Below are 15,737 nucleotides of genomic sequence, written 5' to 3'. Positions count from 1 at the left end.
TGGGACACGCCTTGCGGCGCGGGGACGGGGACGGGGACGGGGTTGGGTGTCCGGCGTCAGGGCGCGGTGCGGCAGGCCACGACATGCAGCCGGTCGGCGTCGGCCGTAGACCCTGGGGACAGGCCCTCCCGCCAGGGCGGTTCGGTGCGCGGGCCGGGCCCGTCGTGGAGCTCGAGGACTTCGAAGCCGTGCGCGGCCATGAGGTGGCGCAGCTCCTGAGGAAAGAGCAGCCGCCATGCGGAGTGCTGCTCAACCGACGGTGACCCGTCGTCCACGGTCCACACGCGCGTACGGCGCAGAAGTTGGGCCGTATGGTCCACGGTGAGGGTGGTGGTGGACCGGTAGACGGCGCCCTGCCAGGTGAACGCGTTGCGGGTGGGGGCGTCGAGCAGATCGGTACGACCCAGGAAGTAGGCGCCGTTCCGCATCTCGGCGATCAGCACGCCACCAGGGGCGAGGGCCTGACGGCAGGAGTCCAGAAAGCCGCCGAGCTGGTCGTTGGTGTGGCAGTACAGCAGGGCGCTGTCCAGACACACCACGGCGTCGAAGATGCCCCGGCCCAGAGCGAAGCTGTGCAGGTCGGCGCGGACGTACGCGGGCCCCGGGTGGTGCGTGCGGGCGTGCGCGAGCATCGCCTCGGAGAGGTCGGCGCCGGTCACCTCCCGCCCTGTGCCGTGCAGGTACGCGGCGTCGCGGCCGGTACCGCAGCCCATGTCCAGGACACGCGGGCCTGCGCCATGCCGACGCAGGCAGTCCTCCGCCCAGCGGCCGGCAAGCCGTTCCGGGTCGGGGAAACGCGTCTCGTACAGCTCGGGGTTGTCGGTGAGCAGGTTGCGCACGCTCGCGGCTGCGCTCCCGACCGTCGTGGGGGTCATGTCGCCCGTCGTGCGGGGCATTTCGTCCTCCCTCCGCAGGCCGCCGCCGGCACGGCGGGCTTCGACGGCGTCGGCAGCGACCCCAGCCGGTGCAGCCAGACCACGCCCAGCGCGGAGGCGAGCCCGAACAGCGCGCAGCAAGCCCACGGCAGCCAGCCGAGTGCTCCCCGCTCTCCGGTGTCCATGGCCCAGCCGACGACGGTGTTGCCGACGGCGGCGGCAACACCGGAGACCATGTAGAAGAGCCCGAAGTAGGTGCCGGTCAGCTCGGGTCGGCCGAAGCCGGGGATCAGCTCCATCACGAACGGTTGGGCGACCATCACGCCGAGGTAGAGCAGCAAGGCGCCGGCCAGGATCGGGAGGGCGCGCAGTGCCGCGTCGGCCGCCGAGCCCGCCGGGCCCCCGGAGCTGCTCGCCACCACGGAAGGCGGCAGGAACGCCAGCGTCATCAGACCCAGCCCCGCGGAGATCCAAAGCCCCCGGTTCCCCCGGTTCTTGAGGGCGCGCGTGATGCGCAGTTGCAGCGCGAGGTTGGCCAGAGTGCCGGTGAGGAAGACAAGACCGGCCGCGCCGTCCCAGCCGGTGGCATCGCGCGCTCCGTGCGGCAGCAGCAGGTACAGCTGGTTCTCCAGGGTGAACATGCCGACCATGGCCAGTGCGAAGGCCAGGAACGCGCGGTTGGCGACGACCTCGCGCCAGTCGGCGAGCACCGTGCCCTTGCTCGGTTCGACCTTCCGGGCAGGGAGCACCACGGACTGTGCGAGGGTGAGGACCGCGAAGAGCCCGGCGGCGGTGAGCGCGGACGTTCGGAAGTCCACCAGCAGCAGCACGCTGCCCAGCAGCGGGCCGATCAGCGCCCCGGTCGTGGCGAACACATTGAAGAGGGCGAACGCCTCGACCTGGCGCTCGGCCGCTTCCTGGGAGATGTAGGCGCGTACGGCGGGGTTGAACAGCGCCCCGGCGAAGCCGCTGAGCACGGAGGCGGCGAGCAGCACGGCGAGGTTGTCACCCAGCGCGAACAGCCCGAAGCCGGCGGTGCGCAGTGCGCATCCGGCGATGATGACACCCCGGGCCCCGAGCCGGTCGGCGGCGGAGCCCCCGATGATGAACAGGCCCTGCTGGCTGAGGTTGCGCACGCCGAGTACGACACCGACGACGGCGGCCGACATGCCCAGGTTCTCGTCGAGGTGGGTGGCGAGGTAGGGGATGAGGAGGTAGAAGCCGATGTTGACACCGAGCTGGTTCACCAGCAGAAGCTGAACGGCGAGCGGGAACCCGCGCATCTCACGCCACGTCTTCACGGCTCCCCTCCTCTTCCGTTGACCGCGACGGACGCGGCCGGACACCGAGACCGGGCAGGGCGCTCGCCCGTACGAAGCCGTCGGTGCCGCCGATACCTGTCCACGGGTCGTGGCTGAGCAGCAGGTGGCCGTCCAGATCGGCCCAGCGGGCGCGGTCGGCGAGGTGGACGGCGGGTGCCAGGCCAAGGCTGCTGGCGGTCAGACAGCCCAGCATCAGCTCCGTACAGCTGTCGTCGAGTGCCTCGGCGATCCGCAGCGCCGCATGCACCCCGCCGCACTTGGCGAGCTTGACGTTGACCCCTTGGACGCGGCCGGCCAGGCGGCGTACGTCATCGAGGTCGACGGCGTCCTCGTCGGCGATGACGGGCAGCGGCGAGGTCTCGGCGAGAGCGCCCAGCGCCTCCGGGGTGCCGGGTGCGAGGGGCTGTTCGACGGCCTCGACGCCGAGTTCGGCGAACCGGTGCAGCAGAGCTTCGGCCTGCGGTCCGGTCCAGGCGCCGTTGGGATCGAGCAGTAGTCGTGCCCGGGGCGCCGCGGCGCGGATGGCGCGTACGCGCTCCACATCGTCCTCGGGATCGGGAGTTCCTGCCTTGACCTTGATGACCTCGAAGCCGCTCGCCGCGAGCCGGCGGGCATGCGAGGCCGCCAGTGCGGGAGAGGTGATGCCGATGGTGCGCGCTGTGGCCGCGACCGGAGGTTCCCCGGCGCCGAGAAGCCGATGGACGGGGCTGCTCGCGCGCTTGCCGACGAGGTCGAGCAGCGCCGCCTCGACCGCGGCGGTCACGGCCGGGGGAGTGTCCGCACCGGCGAGCTCTCCCGCTCGCAGGGCCTCAAGGGCGCTCTCGGGGTCGGGGCAGCGCGCGAGGTCGGTTCCGACGGCGGTCAGGAGCCGCTCCAGGGCGCCGGTGTCGAGGCCGTAGTAGACGCTGGTGACGGCCTCGCCGTGACCGGTGACGCCGTCGTGCTCGATGCCCAGCCACACGGCGTCGCGGGCGGTCATGGTGGAGCGTGAGATGCGCAGCGGCTGGGTGAGTTCGAGGCGGGTGGTGTGCAGGCTGGCCTTCACGGGTTCCCTTCCTGGTGGGGGAGGGCCTTGAGCGGATCGGTGACGCGCGTGCAGCGCACCCAGCCGGTGGCCTCGGCCGCGCAGGGGTGCGAGATTTCCACGGGGCGGGTCGCTGCCGCCTCGGGGCGGAGTCCGTGAACCGCGGCGAAGTCGTCGTCGTAGACATTGCCGAGGTAGCGGTGTGGGCCGTCGGGGAAGACGGTGGCGACGACAGCGCCGGGGTGGACGCGGGCGGCCCAGGCGGCGACGCGGGCGGCGGCGCCGGTGCTCCAGCCGCCGCTGACGAAGCTGTGCCGGGCGAGCTGGCGGCAGCTGTAGACGGCCTCGGCCGGACCGACCCAGTGCACCTCGTCGAACGCGTCGTAGGCGACATTCCGCGGGTGGATGCTGCTGCCCAGGCCGCGCATCAGCCGGGGCCGGGCAGGCTGGCCGAAGATGGTGGAACCGGTCGAGTCGACGCCGATCAGCCGCAGCGCGGGCCAGTGCCGCCGCAGTGGGCCGATGATCCCCGCGCTGTGGCCGCCGGTGCCGACGCTGCACACCAGGATGTCCAGATGGTCCAGCTGGGCGATGAGTTCGTCAGCCAGGGAGGCGTAACCGGCGCTGTTGTCAGGGTTGTTGTACTGGTCGGGCCAGTACGAGCCGGGCAGTACGGCGAGCAGCTCCTGGAGCCGGGCGAGCCGCGCTGCCTGCCAGCCGCCCCGGTCCGCGGGCCGGTCCACGATCTCCAGGCGTACCCCGTGGGCACGGAGCAACTGCCGCATGGACAGTTCCAGTTCGCTGTCCCCGACCAGCACGACGGGGTGCCCGAGGGCTTGGCCCGCAAAGGCGAGGCCGATGCCGAGGGTGCCGGAGGTGGATTCCACCACCGGGGCGCCGGGGCGCAGTTCGCCGCGCCTGCGGGCGCCCAGCAGCATGGAAACAGCGGCTCGCGCCTTCATGCCGCCTGCAGCGAGCCCTTCGAGCTTGGCCCAGAAGCCGGGGTGCGGCCCCGGCAGGCCGGCGGTGATCCTGACCAGTGGCGTGTGTCCGAGCAGGGCGAGCAACTCGGGGCGTGCGGCGGGCCGGACGACGGTGGTGGCGGTCACCGGTCACCTCCCGGACGGGTGCCGGGACCGTCGGCGCGGTAGCGGTGGAGGACGCCGGGGCCGCCGTCGAGCCAGAAGAAGGGGTACGGCTCGGCGCACACAGCACTCACCCCTTGGCCGAGGAAGCGCGGCAGGACGGCGCTGCCGGTCTGGGCGAACATCACCAGCTGCTTGCGGTGCCGCAGCGCGTGCTGCCGCAGCGACTCGAAGGTGCCGTTGCCCAGCGTCATGCCGGACACCAGCAGCGCGTCACAGCGTTCGGCCTCGGCGAGGGCGTCGGCGGCCACCGTCTCGCCCCACTCGGTCGTCCCGCCCTTGAGATCGCAGGGCACATAGCGGAGCCCGCGTGAACGCAGCCCTTCCAGCAGGGAGTTGACGACGCCCACCACGAGCACCTGGGCTCCCGGCTGCAGATCGAGCAGCTCGACCACAGCCTTCGCCCGCGCTCTGGACTTCTCCAGCGATGTCCCGGGCGGCAGCTGGACGGTCCGAGCCCCGCTGTCCGGGGTGTGCGGGGTGACGTGCATCAGGTAGGCGTCCAGGGCGGCCACTCGTACCGGCAGCAGCGGATGGTCAAGCAGCCGGCCCACGTCGGCCCCCACGCACTCGTCGAGCGCGCCGTCGGGCAGGGTTCCGGGCTCGACGGCGCACGAGCCGACGGCTCCGGCCAGGCGCAGGCTGAGGACCTCGTTGCGGTAGCCGGTGCCGCGCCCGTCGTGCCGTACCGCCTGCCGCGTCGTGAAGGCCACGGCGATGCGCTGCGTGGCGGGGTCCGGGCCGAGCTCGCGTGCGAGGACCTGCTCCACGAGCTGGTCGTACGTCGTCGCGCGTGCTGTGCCGGCGGCGGCCGTCATCGGATCACCAGTCCGGACCGCAGCTCGCCGAGCAGGGTCTCGACGCGGCCCCGCGCGCCCAGCCCCTCGGGGTCGCCCGCCATGACGTGCCCCAGGTATTCGTTGTTGCTGCCCGCCGCCTTCACCTGCTTGCCGGGCTCGGTGAGGTGGAGCTCCAGTACGTCCTGCGCGGCTTGCAGTTCGCCGCCGTCCAGCGCCTCGAGAGTCCCCGCGGTCTCCGGTACGAGGAAACCGATGGCTGCGCTGCGCAGCCCGGTGTCCTTGTGCCGCAGGTCGGGCTCGTGACCGAGGGACACTTCGACGAAGGCGGCAGCCAGATCGATGCCGGTGACGTGCCGGACCAGTTCGGTGATGCGGTTCCCGGCGGGCCGTGGGTTGACCTCGACGACGCGCGGCCCGCCGGCCGTCAGCTTGATCTCGGTGTGCGCCACCACTCCGTCCACCAGGCCGAGCGCCTTGAGCGCCGCCGACGCGGTCTGTTCGGCGGCCTCGGCCTCGTCGGCGGTCAGGGCGGCGGGGAACATGTGCCCGGTCTCGATGAAGGCGGGTGCCCCGCTGACGCTCTTGTCGGTCACCCCCACCACGTGGACGGTGCCCGCTTGCGACACTGTCTCGACGCTCACCTCAGGGCCGTCCAGCAGTTCCTCCAGCAGTACGGCGGGCGTTCGCTGCTGCCCACGGGCGTTGACCGGGAAGTCGGCCATGTGCCGGACGGCGGCCATCAGTTGGGCTTCATCGTCCACCCGCCGCACGTACATGCCCGCGCACAGGTCGACAGGCTTGACGACCAGCGGGTAGCCGAGTTCCCGAGCCCCCGAGGCGATATCGGTCCACTCCTCGTGTACGGCGAAGCCCGGTCCCGGGACCCCGGCCTCGGCGAGGACCCGGCGCGTGGCGTCCTTGCGGCAGGCGTTCTCGACCGAGACCGGGCCCGAACCGGGCAGGCCGAGGTGTCCGGCGATCCTCGCCACCGTCGACAGGTAGTAGTCGCAGGAGGTGAGCACCCCGTCGAAGCCGAGCACCGAGTGGAGTCGCTCGACCTGCGGCAGCAGGGCCTCGATGTCGTTGGTCTCGGCGGTGACCACGTTGTGTGCCCCGAGCAGCGGGTGTGCGGTGCCCTCGGGTGCCGAGCGCAGGTAGTGGTGCAGGTCGCGGGTGAGGAACGTGAACTCGTGTCCGCACTCCCGGATCGCCCGTGGCAGCAGCCTGCTCATCGATCCGACCCAGCTCTCGATCACCAGCAGATGAGCCACAGCTTTCCTTTTCGTCCCGTTTCGTGGTGTGCGGTTCCGACGTCGGGGCAGCCCGAAGGACGCCTCCGTGGAGAGGGGCGCCGGGCTGAGCCGTCGACTACCATAACGATAATCATTTTCATTGTCATGTCAGTTGTGAGCCGGAGACCCTGAGCCCCGAACTCCGACGGAGAACTTGGCAGTCGCCGCCGCGACCTTCATTCCCGGCCACCCCGCCCACACCGCGGCCCCTCCCGATCGCGGCCTCCGCGCACGACCGTCGAAGGGGCCCGGCAGCTGCGCCGGCCTGTTCCCGGTTGGCGCCTGGTCATGCTCGTGAACGACTACTCGCACGGTGCGTTCGCGACGCGGCACGATGCTGCGTTGTCCACTTGGTGCAGGAGTTCAAGACGCGTCAGTTCGTCCCCGGGAAAGGCAGCAAAGGCCCACTCCGTCAGTGCCCGCAGCGCTCGGGGTGTCACTCCCCGGCCGCGGGCGTGAGCTGGGTCCAGTAGCCGACCTCGGCGGAAGAGGTGCCCGGTGTGACGCTCTTGAGGACCACGTGCCCCAGCACCCTGCCGTCGCCGTCTGCGGTTCGTGATTCGGCGATGGCGAATCCGGAGCGGTCGCCCGTCTCTCATCCCCGTTGCTGTTCGTGAATCCACTGAGCCGCGCTCGCCCCGTCGTGCACAGCTGAGCTCGTCCACCGGCGCAGGGCGTCATCCTGGTACAGCTCGACAAGGTCGGCAGTGTCCGCCTGGCCCAGGGGCGCAGTGTGAGGTCAGGGGCAGAAGGTGCGGCGTCAAGCTGTGGGGCGGGGCTGTGAGGTGGTGGCTGTCACCAGGCTGCACGTTTCCGCAGAGCTGTGATGGACCAGTTGAGCACCGGGGCGAGGGGTTCCGGTGTCGGCCAGTCGTTGATCAGCGCGAGCAGCCGGACGTATCGATCCCTGCGCGGATCGCTCGCGGCTTCCAGGCGGTGCACCAGCCATCGGTGCAACTCGGCCTCATCGGGGTGGCCGTGGGCGAGCGCGCAGCGAGCGGTGAGCGCCTCGACGACAGGGTCGGCCTGGGGTGAGTCGGGGCTGATGCCGCGCGCAACGGCCGGCCCGACGAGATCACGGGCAATGGCGGCCACGTCCGGGCGCGGTGGCGTGGGCGCTTCAGCGGGCAGGGCGGCCAGATGATCTTCGGCCTGCCGCCGCACGCCGGCGCGGAAATCCGGGTCCAGGGACAGTTCGGCCAGCTCCACCCATGCGCCGGCCTGTTCGTCTGTGGGGCTGTCGGGGAGTTCGGGCGTCATGGAACGCCGAGCTGCGGCGTAGTAGGAGCCGCGGTGGAGCCCTTCGAAGACGCTGTCGAGAAAGTCGTCGATCAGGCGTCGGCGTTCAGCTGCGGTCAGTGTGGCCAGCTGATGCATGAGTTCCATCTCCTCCAAGGTGGGCTCGCGGTTGGCGGCGGCTGTCAGTACCGCCCGTCGCAGACGCAGGATGCTGATCTGCGCGTCAAGCGCGGCAGCGTGTTCCGCGGCGACTTCGCTGAGCGTGAGTTCCCGGTGCACGACCTGCCGGATCATGGCCAGGCCGAGCCCCAGCTCTCGCAGCGTCCGCACGAGAGCAAGGCGAGCTACGGCGTCCGGGGCGTACAGCCGGTAACCGGCGTGGGTACGACCGGCAGGCTCGACGATGCCCCGATCCGAGTAGAACCGGATCGTCTTGACCGACAATCCGGTGCGCTGGGCCAGTTCGCCGATCGAGTAGAGGGTGCCGCCGTCCATGGGCTCACCTTCCTGTCTCCCCCTGCAGGAGGCTCAAGTCTGCGCTCCGCCGCGAGACGGTGCCGCCGCACGCCTGCCGAACCAGCGGGAGAGGTGGTCGTCCAGATCCTGCTGGTCGTCGCCGATCCAGGCGACGTGGCCGTCCGGGCGTAGCAGGACGCACGGAACATCCAGTGCCGCGGTGGGGTCGGCAACGTGATCGACCCGGTCCGACCAGCCGCCGACGGTCAGACGTTCGGTGCGGTCCAGCAACAGGCCGCGGCCGCGGTGCAGCAGCCCGTAGAGGCGGCCGCCTTTCACGTCGATGTCGGCCAGGCGGCGGCCGAGCAGCTCAGGGCCCGCACCGAAGTCGTAGCGGATACCGATCGCGGTGATCCTCTCGATGAGATGGCGATTCACCTCGTCGAAGTCCATCAGCTCGGTGAGAAGCCTGCGCACGGCCTGCGGGCCCGGTTCGGGGGAGTGCAGTTCCATCTGGGCGCGGGTGTTGTCCAGCACACTCTCGGCGACCGGGTGGCGCTCGGCCTGGTAGGTGTCCAACAGCGTTGTCGGCGCCCAGCCGCGGATCTGTGCGGCCAGTTTCCAGCCGAGGTTGAACGCGTCCTGAACGCCCAGGTTGAGACCCTGTCCGCCGGTGGGTGGATGGATGTGGGCCGCATCGCCGGCCAGCAGAACCCGGTCGACCCGGTACCGTTCGGCCAGCCGGGTGGCATCTCCGAAGCGGGACAACCAGCGCGGGGAGTGCACGCCGAAATCGGTTCCGGCGACGGCGCACAGCTGTTGCTTGAAATCCTCGATGCCGGGTGGCTCCGCATCGCGACCGCTGACTCCCGCCGCTGGAACGACGATGCTGTAGGCCCCTCCGCCGAAGGGCCTGAGCCAGAATCGCTTGTTGGTCCTGCCGATTTCGGTCACCTTGGCGGCGATCTCCTCCGGCGGCACACCCACTTCCATCTCGCCCATCAGCGTCTCGGTCCGCGAGGGCTCACCGGGGAAGCCGACGCCGAGCAGTTTGCGCACCGTACTGCGCCCGCCGTCACAGCCGACGAGATAGTGCGAACGCACCTGTTCGCCGTCGGCCAGCTCGACGGTCACCCCCTCGTCGTCCTGCTCGAGATCGGCCACCGCACAACCGCGCCGGACCTGCGCACCGAGTTGGCTCGCATGCTCTTCGAGCAGGCGGACGATGACCGGCTGCGGGATGCCCAGCAGATAGGCGTGGGCGGAATCCAGGCCCGTGGGAGCGGGTTTGTCGATGGCGGCGAAGAGTCCGGCGGCCGGACGCTGTCTTCCGTGCTCGCGAATCCGCTCCAGCAGTCCGCGCATTGCCATCAGCTCGAGACTGCGGATGTGCAGGCCGACGATGCGGACGAACGACGCGGGCTCGGTTTCCTTCTCCAGAACGAGTACCCGCACATCGTGCAGCCGCAGTTCGGCGGCCAGCATCGCACCGGTGGGGCCGCACCCGGCAATGATCACGTCGAACATGAGGGGCGCGCGACCGGCGCCGGAGATCGGCGACGTCTCGGCGGTGAACTGCGGAGAGTCCATAGGTGTTGCCTTTCGGGAGTGCCTTCTTGTGGAGGCGCTCCCGGCGACACCTACGTCAATCGCCGGCCGTGACGGAAGGAGGGAGCACCCACGTCCATACGGCGTTCATGGGTCTCACCTCCTCGGGCGGTGTCACGGTCCACCGCAAGCTACAAGTCCGAGCACCACCTCGTCCATTTCTTTTCACGTGCCGCTGACGTGCCTTTCCGGTACCCCGGCGAGGAGCGAGGAGTGCTGGTCAGGGTTTGCGCGCGACGCCGCCCCAGCCCGCCCGGTCGGTGGCGGTCCCCGTGTCCGCGTCGGGCATCCAGCGAGGCCAAGAGGTGTAGCCAGGAGGGTCGATCAGTTCGAGGCCGTCGAAGAGCTGCACGGTCTGGGAAGGCTCACGGAAGATGTAAGGGATCGCACCGCTGCGGTTGTACTCCTCCTGTACCTGGCGGTGCTTCTCGTCGGCTGCGGTCGAGTGGCTCATGGCCAGCCAACTGCCCGACGGGAGGCTGTCCATCAGGCGCCGCACCAGCCCGCGCGCCTCGTCCCAGTCCACGATGTGCCCCAGCACGTCACTGATGACGACGGCGACCGGCTTGGACAGATCCAACGTCTTGCCGGCCCCTTGAAGGACGAGGTCGGTCTTCTCCATGTCCTCTTCGATGTAGGCCGTGGCGCCTTCCTCCGTGCTGGTGAGGAGCGCTTCGACGTGAGTGATCACGAGCGGGTCGTGGTCGACGTAGACCACCCGGCTCTCCGGGGCGATCCGCTGTGCGATCTCGTGAGTGTTGTTGCTAGTGGGAAGGCCGGCACCGAGATCCAGGAACTGCCTGGCACCCTCGTTCCGGGTCAGGAAGGTCACGGCGCGCCGCAGCCAGTCCCGGCTCTCCGGGGGAAAGAGGCGCATCGGCGGATAGTTCTCGATGTAGCGGTCACCGGCGAGGCGGTCGACCTCGTAGTAGTCCTTGCCTCCGGTCCAGTAGTTCCAGATCCGGGCCGAGTGCGGGACCGTGGTGTCTATCCTGCGGCGAGGCCGTGGTGCATTGGTCATAGCGGTTCTTCTCCCGGTCGATATGGTCCCGGCACGTGTGCGGCTGTCCGCGAGGAGATCATCCAGTATCGCGAAGGACAGCAGGACGGCGGCCGGACAGACGGCATACTGCCGCATCAGCTCTCTCCCGTCACTTCGACTCCCCCTGCTCTCCGGGCAGTTCACACATCGACTGCGGAACTGCCGTACGGGAGTTCACGTGACGGCCGTGACAACGCCGTGCCGCGGCCTGGCAGAGCGGGAGCGCCTTTCCATGGCAGACCGGGTGGCACCGCCCCGCACTGTGCAACGGCGATGCGGTCCGGTCTTCGAGCCGAGCCTCCGGCGCCGGGCCGCGATCGTCCACGTGGTGTCAGCCGTGCGTGACCGGGAGTTCGGCGACTCGGGGGACGTGGATGTCGCGGATCCGGCTCACGCCGCGGTCTCCGGCTTTTCCGGGGCGATCTCCTCGATCAGGCCCTCGACCAGCGCCCTGATCTCGTCCCGGATCGGGCGCACGGCCTCGACGCCCTGGCCGGCCGGGTCGTCCAGCTGCCAGTCGAGGTACCGTTTGCCGGGGAAGACCGGGCAGGTGTCGCCGCAGCCCATGGTGATGCAGACGTCCGACTCCTTGACCGCGTCGACGGTGAGGACCTTGGGGACCTCCGCGGAGATGTCGATACCGACCTCGCGCATGGCCTCGACGGCGGCCGGATTGACGTGCTCGCCCGGGTTGGAGCCGGCGGAACGGACCTCGACGCGGTCCCGGGCCAGGTGGGTCAGCCACGCCGCGGCCATCTGGGAACGGCCGGCGTTGTGGACACAGACGAACAGCACGGAGGGCTTGTCGGACATCAGGAGGTCCCTCTTGTCTCACGACGGCGTCAGGCGCGAATGACTTCAGCACCCGATGGTGTCAGCCACCACTGATATGAGAGTATCAGTCCATGATGACGTCAGTCGACACTGACCTGATCCGGGTGCTGGCCGACCCGCTCAGGCTACGGATCGTGACCCTGCTGGCCACAGAGACGCTGTGCACCACCCACCTGGTGGAGGAGACCGGCGCCCGGCAGACCAACCTCTCCAACCACCTGAGAGTGCTGCGCGAGGCCGGCGTCGTCGAGACGGAGCCGTGCGGCCGTTACACGTACTACAAGCTCCGCCCGGACGTCATCGCCTCTCTCGCAGGTCAGTTCGCCGACCTGGCCGAATCCGCCCGTACCGCCGCCGAGAACAAGAGGGCCTGCACATGACCCGCACCGAAGCATCCGCGACCGCCGAGGTGCCCTCGGTCGTCGCGAAGCTGTCGACGCTCGACCGCTTTCTCGCCGTCTGGATCCTCGCAGCCATGGCCATCGGCCTCGGCCTCGGGAGGGCCGTCCCCGGCCTCGACGACGCCCTCGCGAAGGTCGAGATCGGCGGGATCTCGCTGCCGATCGCCCTCGGTCTGCTGATCATGATGTACCCGGTGCTGGCCAAGGTCCGCTACGACAAACTCGACGCCGTCACCAGCGACAAGAAGCTCATGGTCTCGTCGCTGGTCGTCAACTGGGTCCTCGGCCCGGCGGTCATGTTCGCGCTGGCCTGGATCTTCCTGCCGGACCTGCCGGAGTACCGCACCGGCCTGATCGTCGTCGGCCTGGCCCGCTGCATCGCCATGGTCATCATCTGGAACGATCTCGCCTGTGGCGACCGCGAGGCCGCCGCCGTGCTCGTAGCGCTGAACTCGATCTTCCAAGTCCTGGCCTTCGGCCTGCTCGGCTGGTTCTACCTGGCCCTGCTGCCCGGCTGGCTGAACCTGAGCAACGGCGAACACCTCGACATCTCGATGTGGAAGATCGCCCTGAACGTCGTCATCTTCCTCGGCATCCCGCTGCTGGCGGGCTTCCTCACCCGCCGTGTCGGTGAGCGGAAGCTGGGCCGTGCGAAGTACGAGACGGGTTTCCTGCCGAAGATCGGCCCGTGGGCGCTCTACGGCCTGCTCTTCACGATCGTCGTCCTCTTCGCCCTGCAGGGGAAGACGATCACCTCGCAGCCGCTGGACGTGGCCCGGATCGCGCTGCCGCTGCTGGTGTACTTCGCGGTGATGTGGTTCGGCACCTTCGCCCTCGGCAAGGGCCTCGGCCTCGCGTACGACCGCACCGCCACCCTCGCCTTCACCGCGGCGGGCAACAACTTCGAGCTGGCCATCGCCGTCGCCATCGCCACCTTCGGCGTCACCTCAGGCCAGGCGCTGTCCGGGGTCGTCGGCCCGCTCATCGAGGTGCCGGTCCTGGTCGCCCTCGTGTACGTCTCGCTGGCCTGGCGGCGCAAATTCAGCCCCGCACAGCGGCTGGCGGCAGCGCCGCAGGAGACCTGACGCCCTGCATGGACTGCGACGGCATCGCCGCCGCGCTCGCAGGGGCCCCGGAGGCCGCCGACGGACGTCGGCTGTCGACCCGCTGCCGACCCGTCCCGGCAGCGGGGCACGGGATGTGCGGACGCTTACGGGGCGGCGGGCAGGCGGGCTGTGGCCGTCAGCGGGGTTTCTCGGCGATCAGCAGGGCATAGCCCAGGCTGCCCTCGGCCACGGCCGTACGAGCTGCCGCGAGGACGGCGGGGGAGGCGTTCAGGTCGATCCCGGCCTCGGTGAGCTTGGCCTGCGCGGTGATGCGCAGCAGGTTCAGCCGGGCCTCGATCTGGTCGATCATGCGGGTCATGGCCTGGTCGTGCCGCTCGGTGCGGACGGTACGCAGCCCGGCTGCGGCCAGGATGCCGGCGTACTCGGTGAGCGGGCGGGCATCGGCGATGCAGGCGATCCGAGCGGCGAGACCGGACAGTCCGGGCGGGAGCCGGCCGCGATCGGCGGTCACGTCGGTGATACCGAGGCGGCCTCCGGGCTTCAGAACGCGGGCGAACTCGTCGGCGGCACGGGCCTTGCCGGGGAAGGTGCACAGGGCGCACTCGCACACCACCGCGTCGAACATCCCGTCCGGATAGCGCAGTTCCTCTGCGTCACCGGTGGTGAAGACGGCCCGCTCGTGGAGCCCCGCGGCCTGCGCTGCGCCCTGGGCGAGGGCGGTGTTGGCCGGCGAGTAGTCCACACCGTCCACCTGGGCACGGTAGGCGTCGGCGAGGAGCAGGGCGGTGGTGCCGCGGCCGGAGGCCACATCGAGCACGCGGCGGCCCTCGCCCAGGTCCAGGCCGTCGGCGAGGCGCCGGGTCAGCGTGGTGCCGCCAGGGTGGTACGAATCACCGAGCAACAGGGTGACGACGTCGGACGAGTACGCGGCGGCGCAGCAGGCTTTCACCTCGTCGCCGGACGGGCCGGACGGCGGCCTGTCCTGGTCGGTCATCGTGCTGCCTCCTCGGCGGGGCCGGTACGGGCGGTCTTGGAGCCGTACGGTGTGTCGGTGATCCGGTCCGCCAGGGGCAGAGCGTTGGGCACGACCTGCGCGACGGGGACGCCGGACATCGCGGCGCGCGTCTGTTCGCGGTAGCCGACGGAGTTGTACGCGCAGAAGGGGATGAGACGCCCGTCGGGGGTGATCTCCTCGACGCAGCACTTCATCAGCTGCTTGACGTTGAGGGTGTAGGGGTCCTGGAAGTCCTGCACGACGACCATGAACGCCTTGTCGTTCAGTTGCCTCACCGCCTCGGGCAGGTCGATTCCGCAGCTGTCGGCGCAGTCCAGCGCCTGTGCCGTGGCGCGCAGCTTCTCCTCGGTCGTGACCGTGCCCATGAACGCGGAGGCCGACCACAGCCTCTCCAGGGCCTCCCGGATTCCGTCGTCGGGCAGGACCCGGTTGGTGACGTAGTCGAGGTGGTCCTCCACGTTCAGCAGCCTCGGGATCGGGACGACGGTACGGTTGCCCGGCTCGCCGTCCACCAGCAGATAGGTGACCGAGCGACAGGTCGGGAAGCAGCACGGTACGGGGAAGAAGTCGCCCTTCCGGAACCAGTCCGGCCGCTGCTCGTTGATCAGCCGGATCACGTCGGGGTTGGTGAGCCGGTTCAGCGGGTCGAACTCCACGTGCCGGCCGGAGTGGGTGACGGGCTGGAACGCCACCGAGCGGACGGCGGGGTGGTCGATGCCGTACTCGATGATCGCGCCGAGTTCGTGCTCGTTCAGGCCGCGTTCGACGGCGGCGACCAGGGTGACGGTCAGTCCGGACTCCGCGCAGTTGTCCAGTGCGCGCTGTTTGAACGTGCGCAGGTCCCGGCCGCGGATCTGAAGGTGGGTGCGTTCGTCGAAGCCGTCGAACTGGAGGTAGACGTTCACTGACCTGCCCGGCACCTGGTCGCGTTTGCCGAGTTCGGCGACGAAGTTCCGGTCGGTGGCCAGACGGATGCCGTTGGTGTTGAGGCTGACCGCTTTGATCGGGCGGGCCTGGGCGAGGTCGATGAAGTCCAGGATGTGCCTGTGAATGGTGGGCTCACCGCCGGAGAACATCACCACCTCCGCCTCCCCTTCGGAGGCCACGAAGGCGTCCAGCATCCGCGCGCACTGCTCGTGGGTGATGGAGTAGCCTCCCACGGCCTCCGTCCGGGCGGTGCGCCCGGGCTGGCGGCCGGAGTCGGCGAAGCAGATCGGGCAGTCCAGGTTGCAGCCGGTGTTGACCTCGACGATCCCCAGGCAGGCGTGCTGCTTGTGCTCCGGGCACAGCCCGCAGTCACTCGGGCAGCCCTCCTTCACCTCGGTCTGGAAGACCAAGGGGATGGTGCCGGGCTTGTTGAACCGCGAGGAGGCCAGATACTCCTCGGCGTCCCCGTACACCAGCGCCTCGAACTCGCCGTGGTCGCGGCAGCGTTTACGCAGGTACACCTTGTTGTCGCGGAGGTTGACCTGCGCGTCGACGGGTGTCTTGCACAGCGGGCAGATGGACTTGGTGAACTCCACGAACACCTCGCTCCGATCCACCTTGTGCGGGGGCGTCGGCGCTTGAGTCATGACGGAACTCCTCTCGCAGGGGCAGTCGCCGCCGGCCACCGGA

Annotated in this window: 15 protein-coding genes; 2 read left to right on the top strand and 13 right to left on the bottom strand. The window is 69.9% G+C overall.

Going from position 1 to position 15,737, the window contains the following annotated elements:
- Nucleotides 1-56: 56 nt before the first annotated feature.
- From JW592_RS00440 to JW592_RS00390, 11 genes are all read right to left on the bottom strand, one after another.
- Nucleotides 57-875, bottom strand: a complete 819-nt coding sequence (locus tag JW592_RS00440) for a class I SAM-dependent DNA methyltransferase (RefSeq protein WP_209263114.1) — start codon at nucleotides 873-875, stop codon at nucleotides 57-59.
- A complete protein-coding gene (locus JW592_RS00435) occupies nucleotides 872-2,176 on the bottom strand; it encodes an MFS transporter (RefSeq protein WP_209262782.1) in 1,305 nt (434 codons plus the stop codon). The genes JW592_RS00440 and JW592_RS00435 overlap by 4 nt, the downstream gene beginning before the upstream one ends.
- Nucleotides 2,160-3,242: an enolase C-terminal domain-like protein gene (locus tag JW592_RS00430; RefSeq protein WP_209262781.1), complete on the bottom strand. Its 1,083-nt coding sequence runs from the start codon at nucleotides 3,240-3,242 to the stop codon at nucleotides 2,160-2,162. The genes JW592_RS00435 and JW592_RS00430 overlap by 17 nt, the downstream gene beginning before the upstream one ends.
- Nucleotides 3,239-4,330: a PLP-dependent cysteine synthase family protein gene (locus tag JW592_RS00425; RefSeq protein WP_209262780.1), complete on the bottom strand. Its 1,092-nt coding sequence runs from the start codon at nucleotides 4,328-4,330 to the stop codon at nucleotides 3,239-3,241. Before JW592_RS00425 ends, JW592_RS00430 begins: the two co-directional genes overlap by 4 nt.
- Nucleotides 4,327-5,184, bottom strand: coding sequence for a Rossmann-like domain-containing protein (locus JW592_RS00420; RefSeq protein ID WP_209262779.1), 858 nt, complete (start codon nucleotides 5,182-5,184; stop codon nucleotides 4,327-4,329). Before JW592_RS00420 ends, JW592_RS00425 begins: the two co-directional genes overlap by 4 nt.
- Nucleotides 5,181-6,437, bottom strand: coding sequence for an ATP-grasp domain-containing protein (locus JW592_RS00415; RefSeq protein ID WP_209262778.1), 1,257 nt, complete (start codon nucleotides 6,435-6,437; stop codon nucleotides 5,181-5,183). Before JW592_RS00415 ends, JW592_RS00420 begins: the two co-directional genes overlap by 4 nt.
- Nucleotides 6,438-6,760: 323 nt before the next feature.
- Entirely contained in the window at nucleotides 6,761-6,928 is a 168-nt protein-coding gene (locus JW592_RS32390) for a GNAT family N-acetyltransferase (protein ID WP_229374998.1), read from the bottom strand.
- Nucleotides 6,929-7,253: 325 nt separating this feature from the next.
- Nucleotides 7,254-8,192 (bottom strand): MerR family transcriptional regulator, encoded by a 939-nt coding sequence (locus JW592_RS00405; protein ID WP_209262777.1) that lies wholly within the window; start codon nucleotides 8,190-8,192, stop codon nucleotides 7,254-7,256.
- Between the two features lie 33 nt (nucleotides 8,193-8,225).
- Nucleotides 8,226-9,743, bottom strand: a complete 1,518-nt coding sequence (gene rox / locus JW592_RS00400; protein ID WP_209262776.1) for a rifampin monooxygenase — start codon at nucleotides 9,741-9,743, stop codon at nucleotides 8,226-8,228.
- Nucleotides 9,744-9,981: 238 nt separating this feature from the next.
- Nucleotides 9,982-10,782 (bottom strand): SAM-dependent methyltransferase, encoded by an 801-nt coding sequence (locus JW592_RS00395; RefSeq protein ID WP_209262775.1) that lies wholly within the window; start codon nucleotides 10,780-10,782, stop codon nucleotides 9,982-9,984.
- A 411-nt stretch (nucleotides 10,783-11,193) separates the two neighbouring features.
- Nucleotides 11,194-11,616: an arsenate reductase ArsC gene (locus tag JW592_RS00390; protein ID WP_209262774.1), complete on the bottom strand. Its 423-nt coding sequence runs from the start codon at nucleotides 11,614-11,616 to the stop codon at nucleotides 11,194-11,196.
- A gap of 92 nt (nucleotides 11,617-11,708) precedes the next feature.
- Between JW592_RS00390 and JW592_RS00385 the strand changes: the two genes are divergently transcribed.
- Both JW592_RS00385 and arsB read left to right on the top strand, forming a co-directional pair.
- Entirely contained in the window at nucleotides 11,709-12,017 is a 309-nt protein-coding gene (locus JW592_RS00385; protein WP_209262773.1) for an ArsR/SmtB family transcription factor, read from the top strand.
- Complete coding sequence (gene arsB, locus JW592_RS00380; protein ID WP_209262772.1) at nucleotides 12,014-13,123, top strand: ACR3 family arsenite efflux transporter; 1,110 nt, start codon at nucleotides 12,014-12,016, stop codon at nucleotides 13,121-13,123. The genes JW592_RS00385 and arsB overlap by 4 nt, the downstream gene beginning before the upstream one ends.
- A gap of 157 nt (nucleotides 13,124-13,280) precedes the next feature.
- Here arsB and JW592_RS00375 read toward each other — a convergent pair whose 3' ends face one another.
- Nucleotides 13,281-14,099, bottom strand: a complete 819-nt coding sequence (locus JW592_RS00375; protein ID WP_209262771.1) for a class I SAM-dependent methyltransferase — start codon at nucleotides 14,097-14,099, stop codon at nucleotides 13,281-13,283.
- Nucleotides 14,096-15,694 carry a radical SAM protein gene (locus tag JW592_RS00370; protein ID WP_209262770.1) on the bottom strand — a complete coding sequence of 533 codons (1,599 nt, stop codon included), beginning with the start codon at nucleotides 15,692-15,694 and terminating at the stop codon, nucleotides 14,096-14,098. The genes JW592_RS00375 and JW592_RS00370 overlap by 4 nt, the downstream gene beginning before the upstream one ends.
- Nucleotides 15,695-15,737: the final 43 nt, after the last annotated feature.

Origin of the sequence: Streptomyces spirodelae (assembly GCF_017676385.1) — a bacterium.
GTDB classification, from domain to species: Bacteria; Actinomycetota; Actinomycetes; order Streptomycetales; family Streptomycetaceae; genus Streptomyces; species Streptomyces spirodelae.
This window is presented reverse-complemented; position numbering and strand designations above follow the sequence as displayed.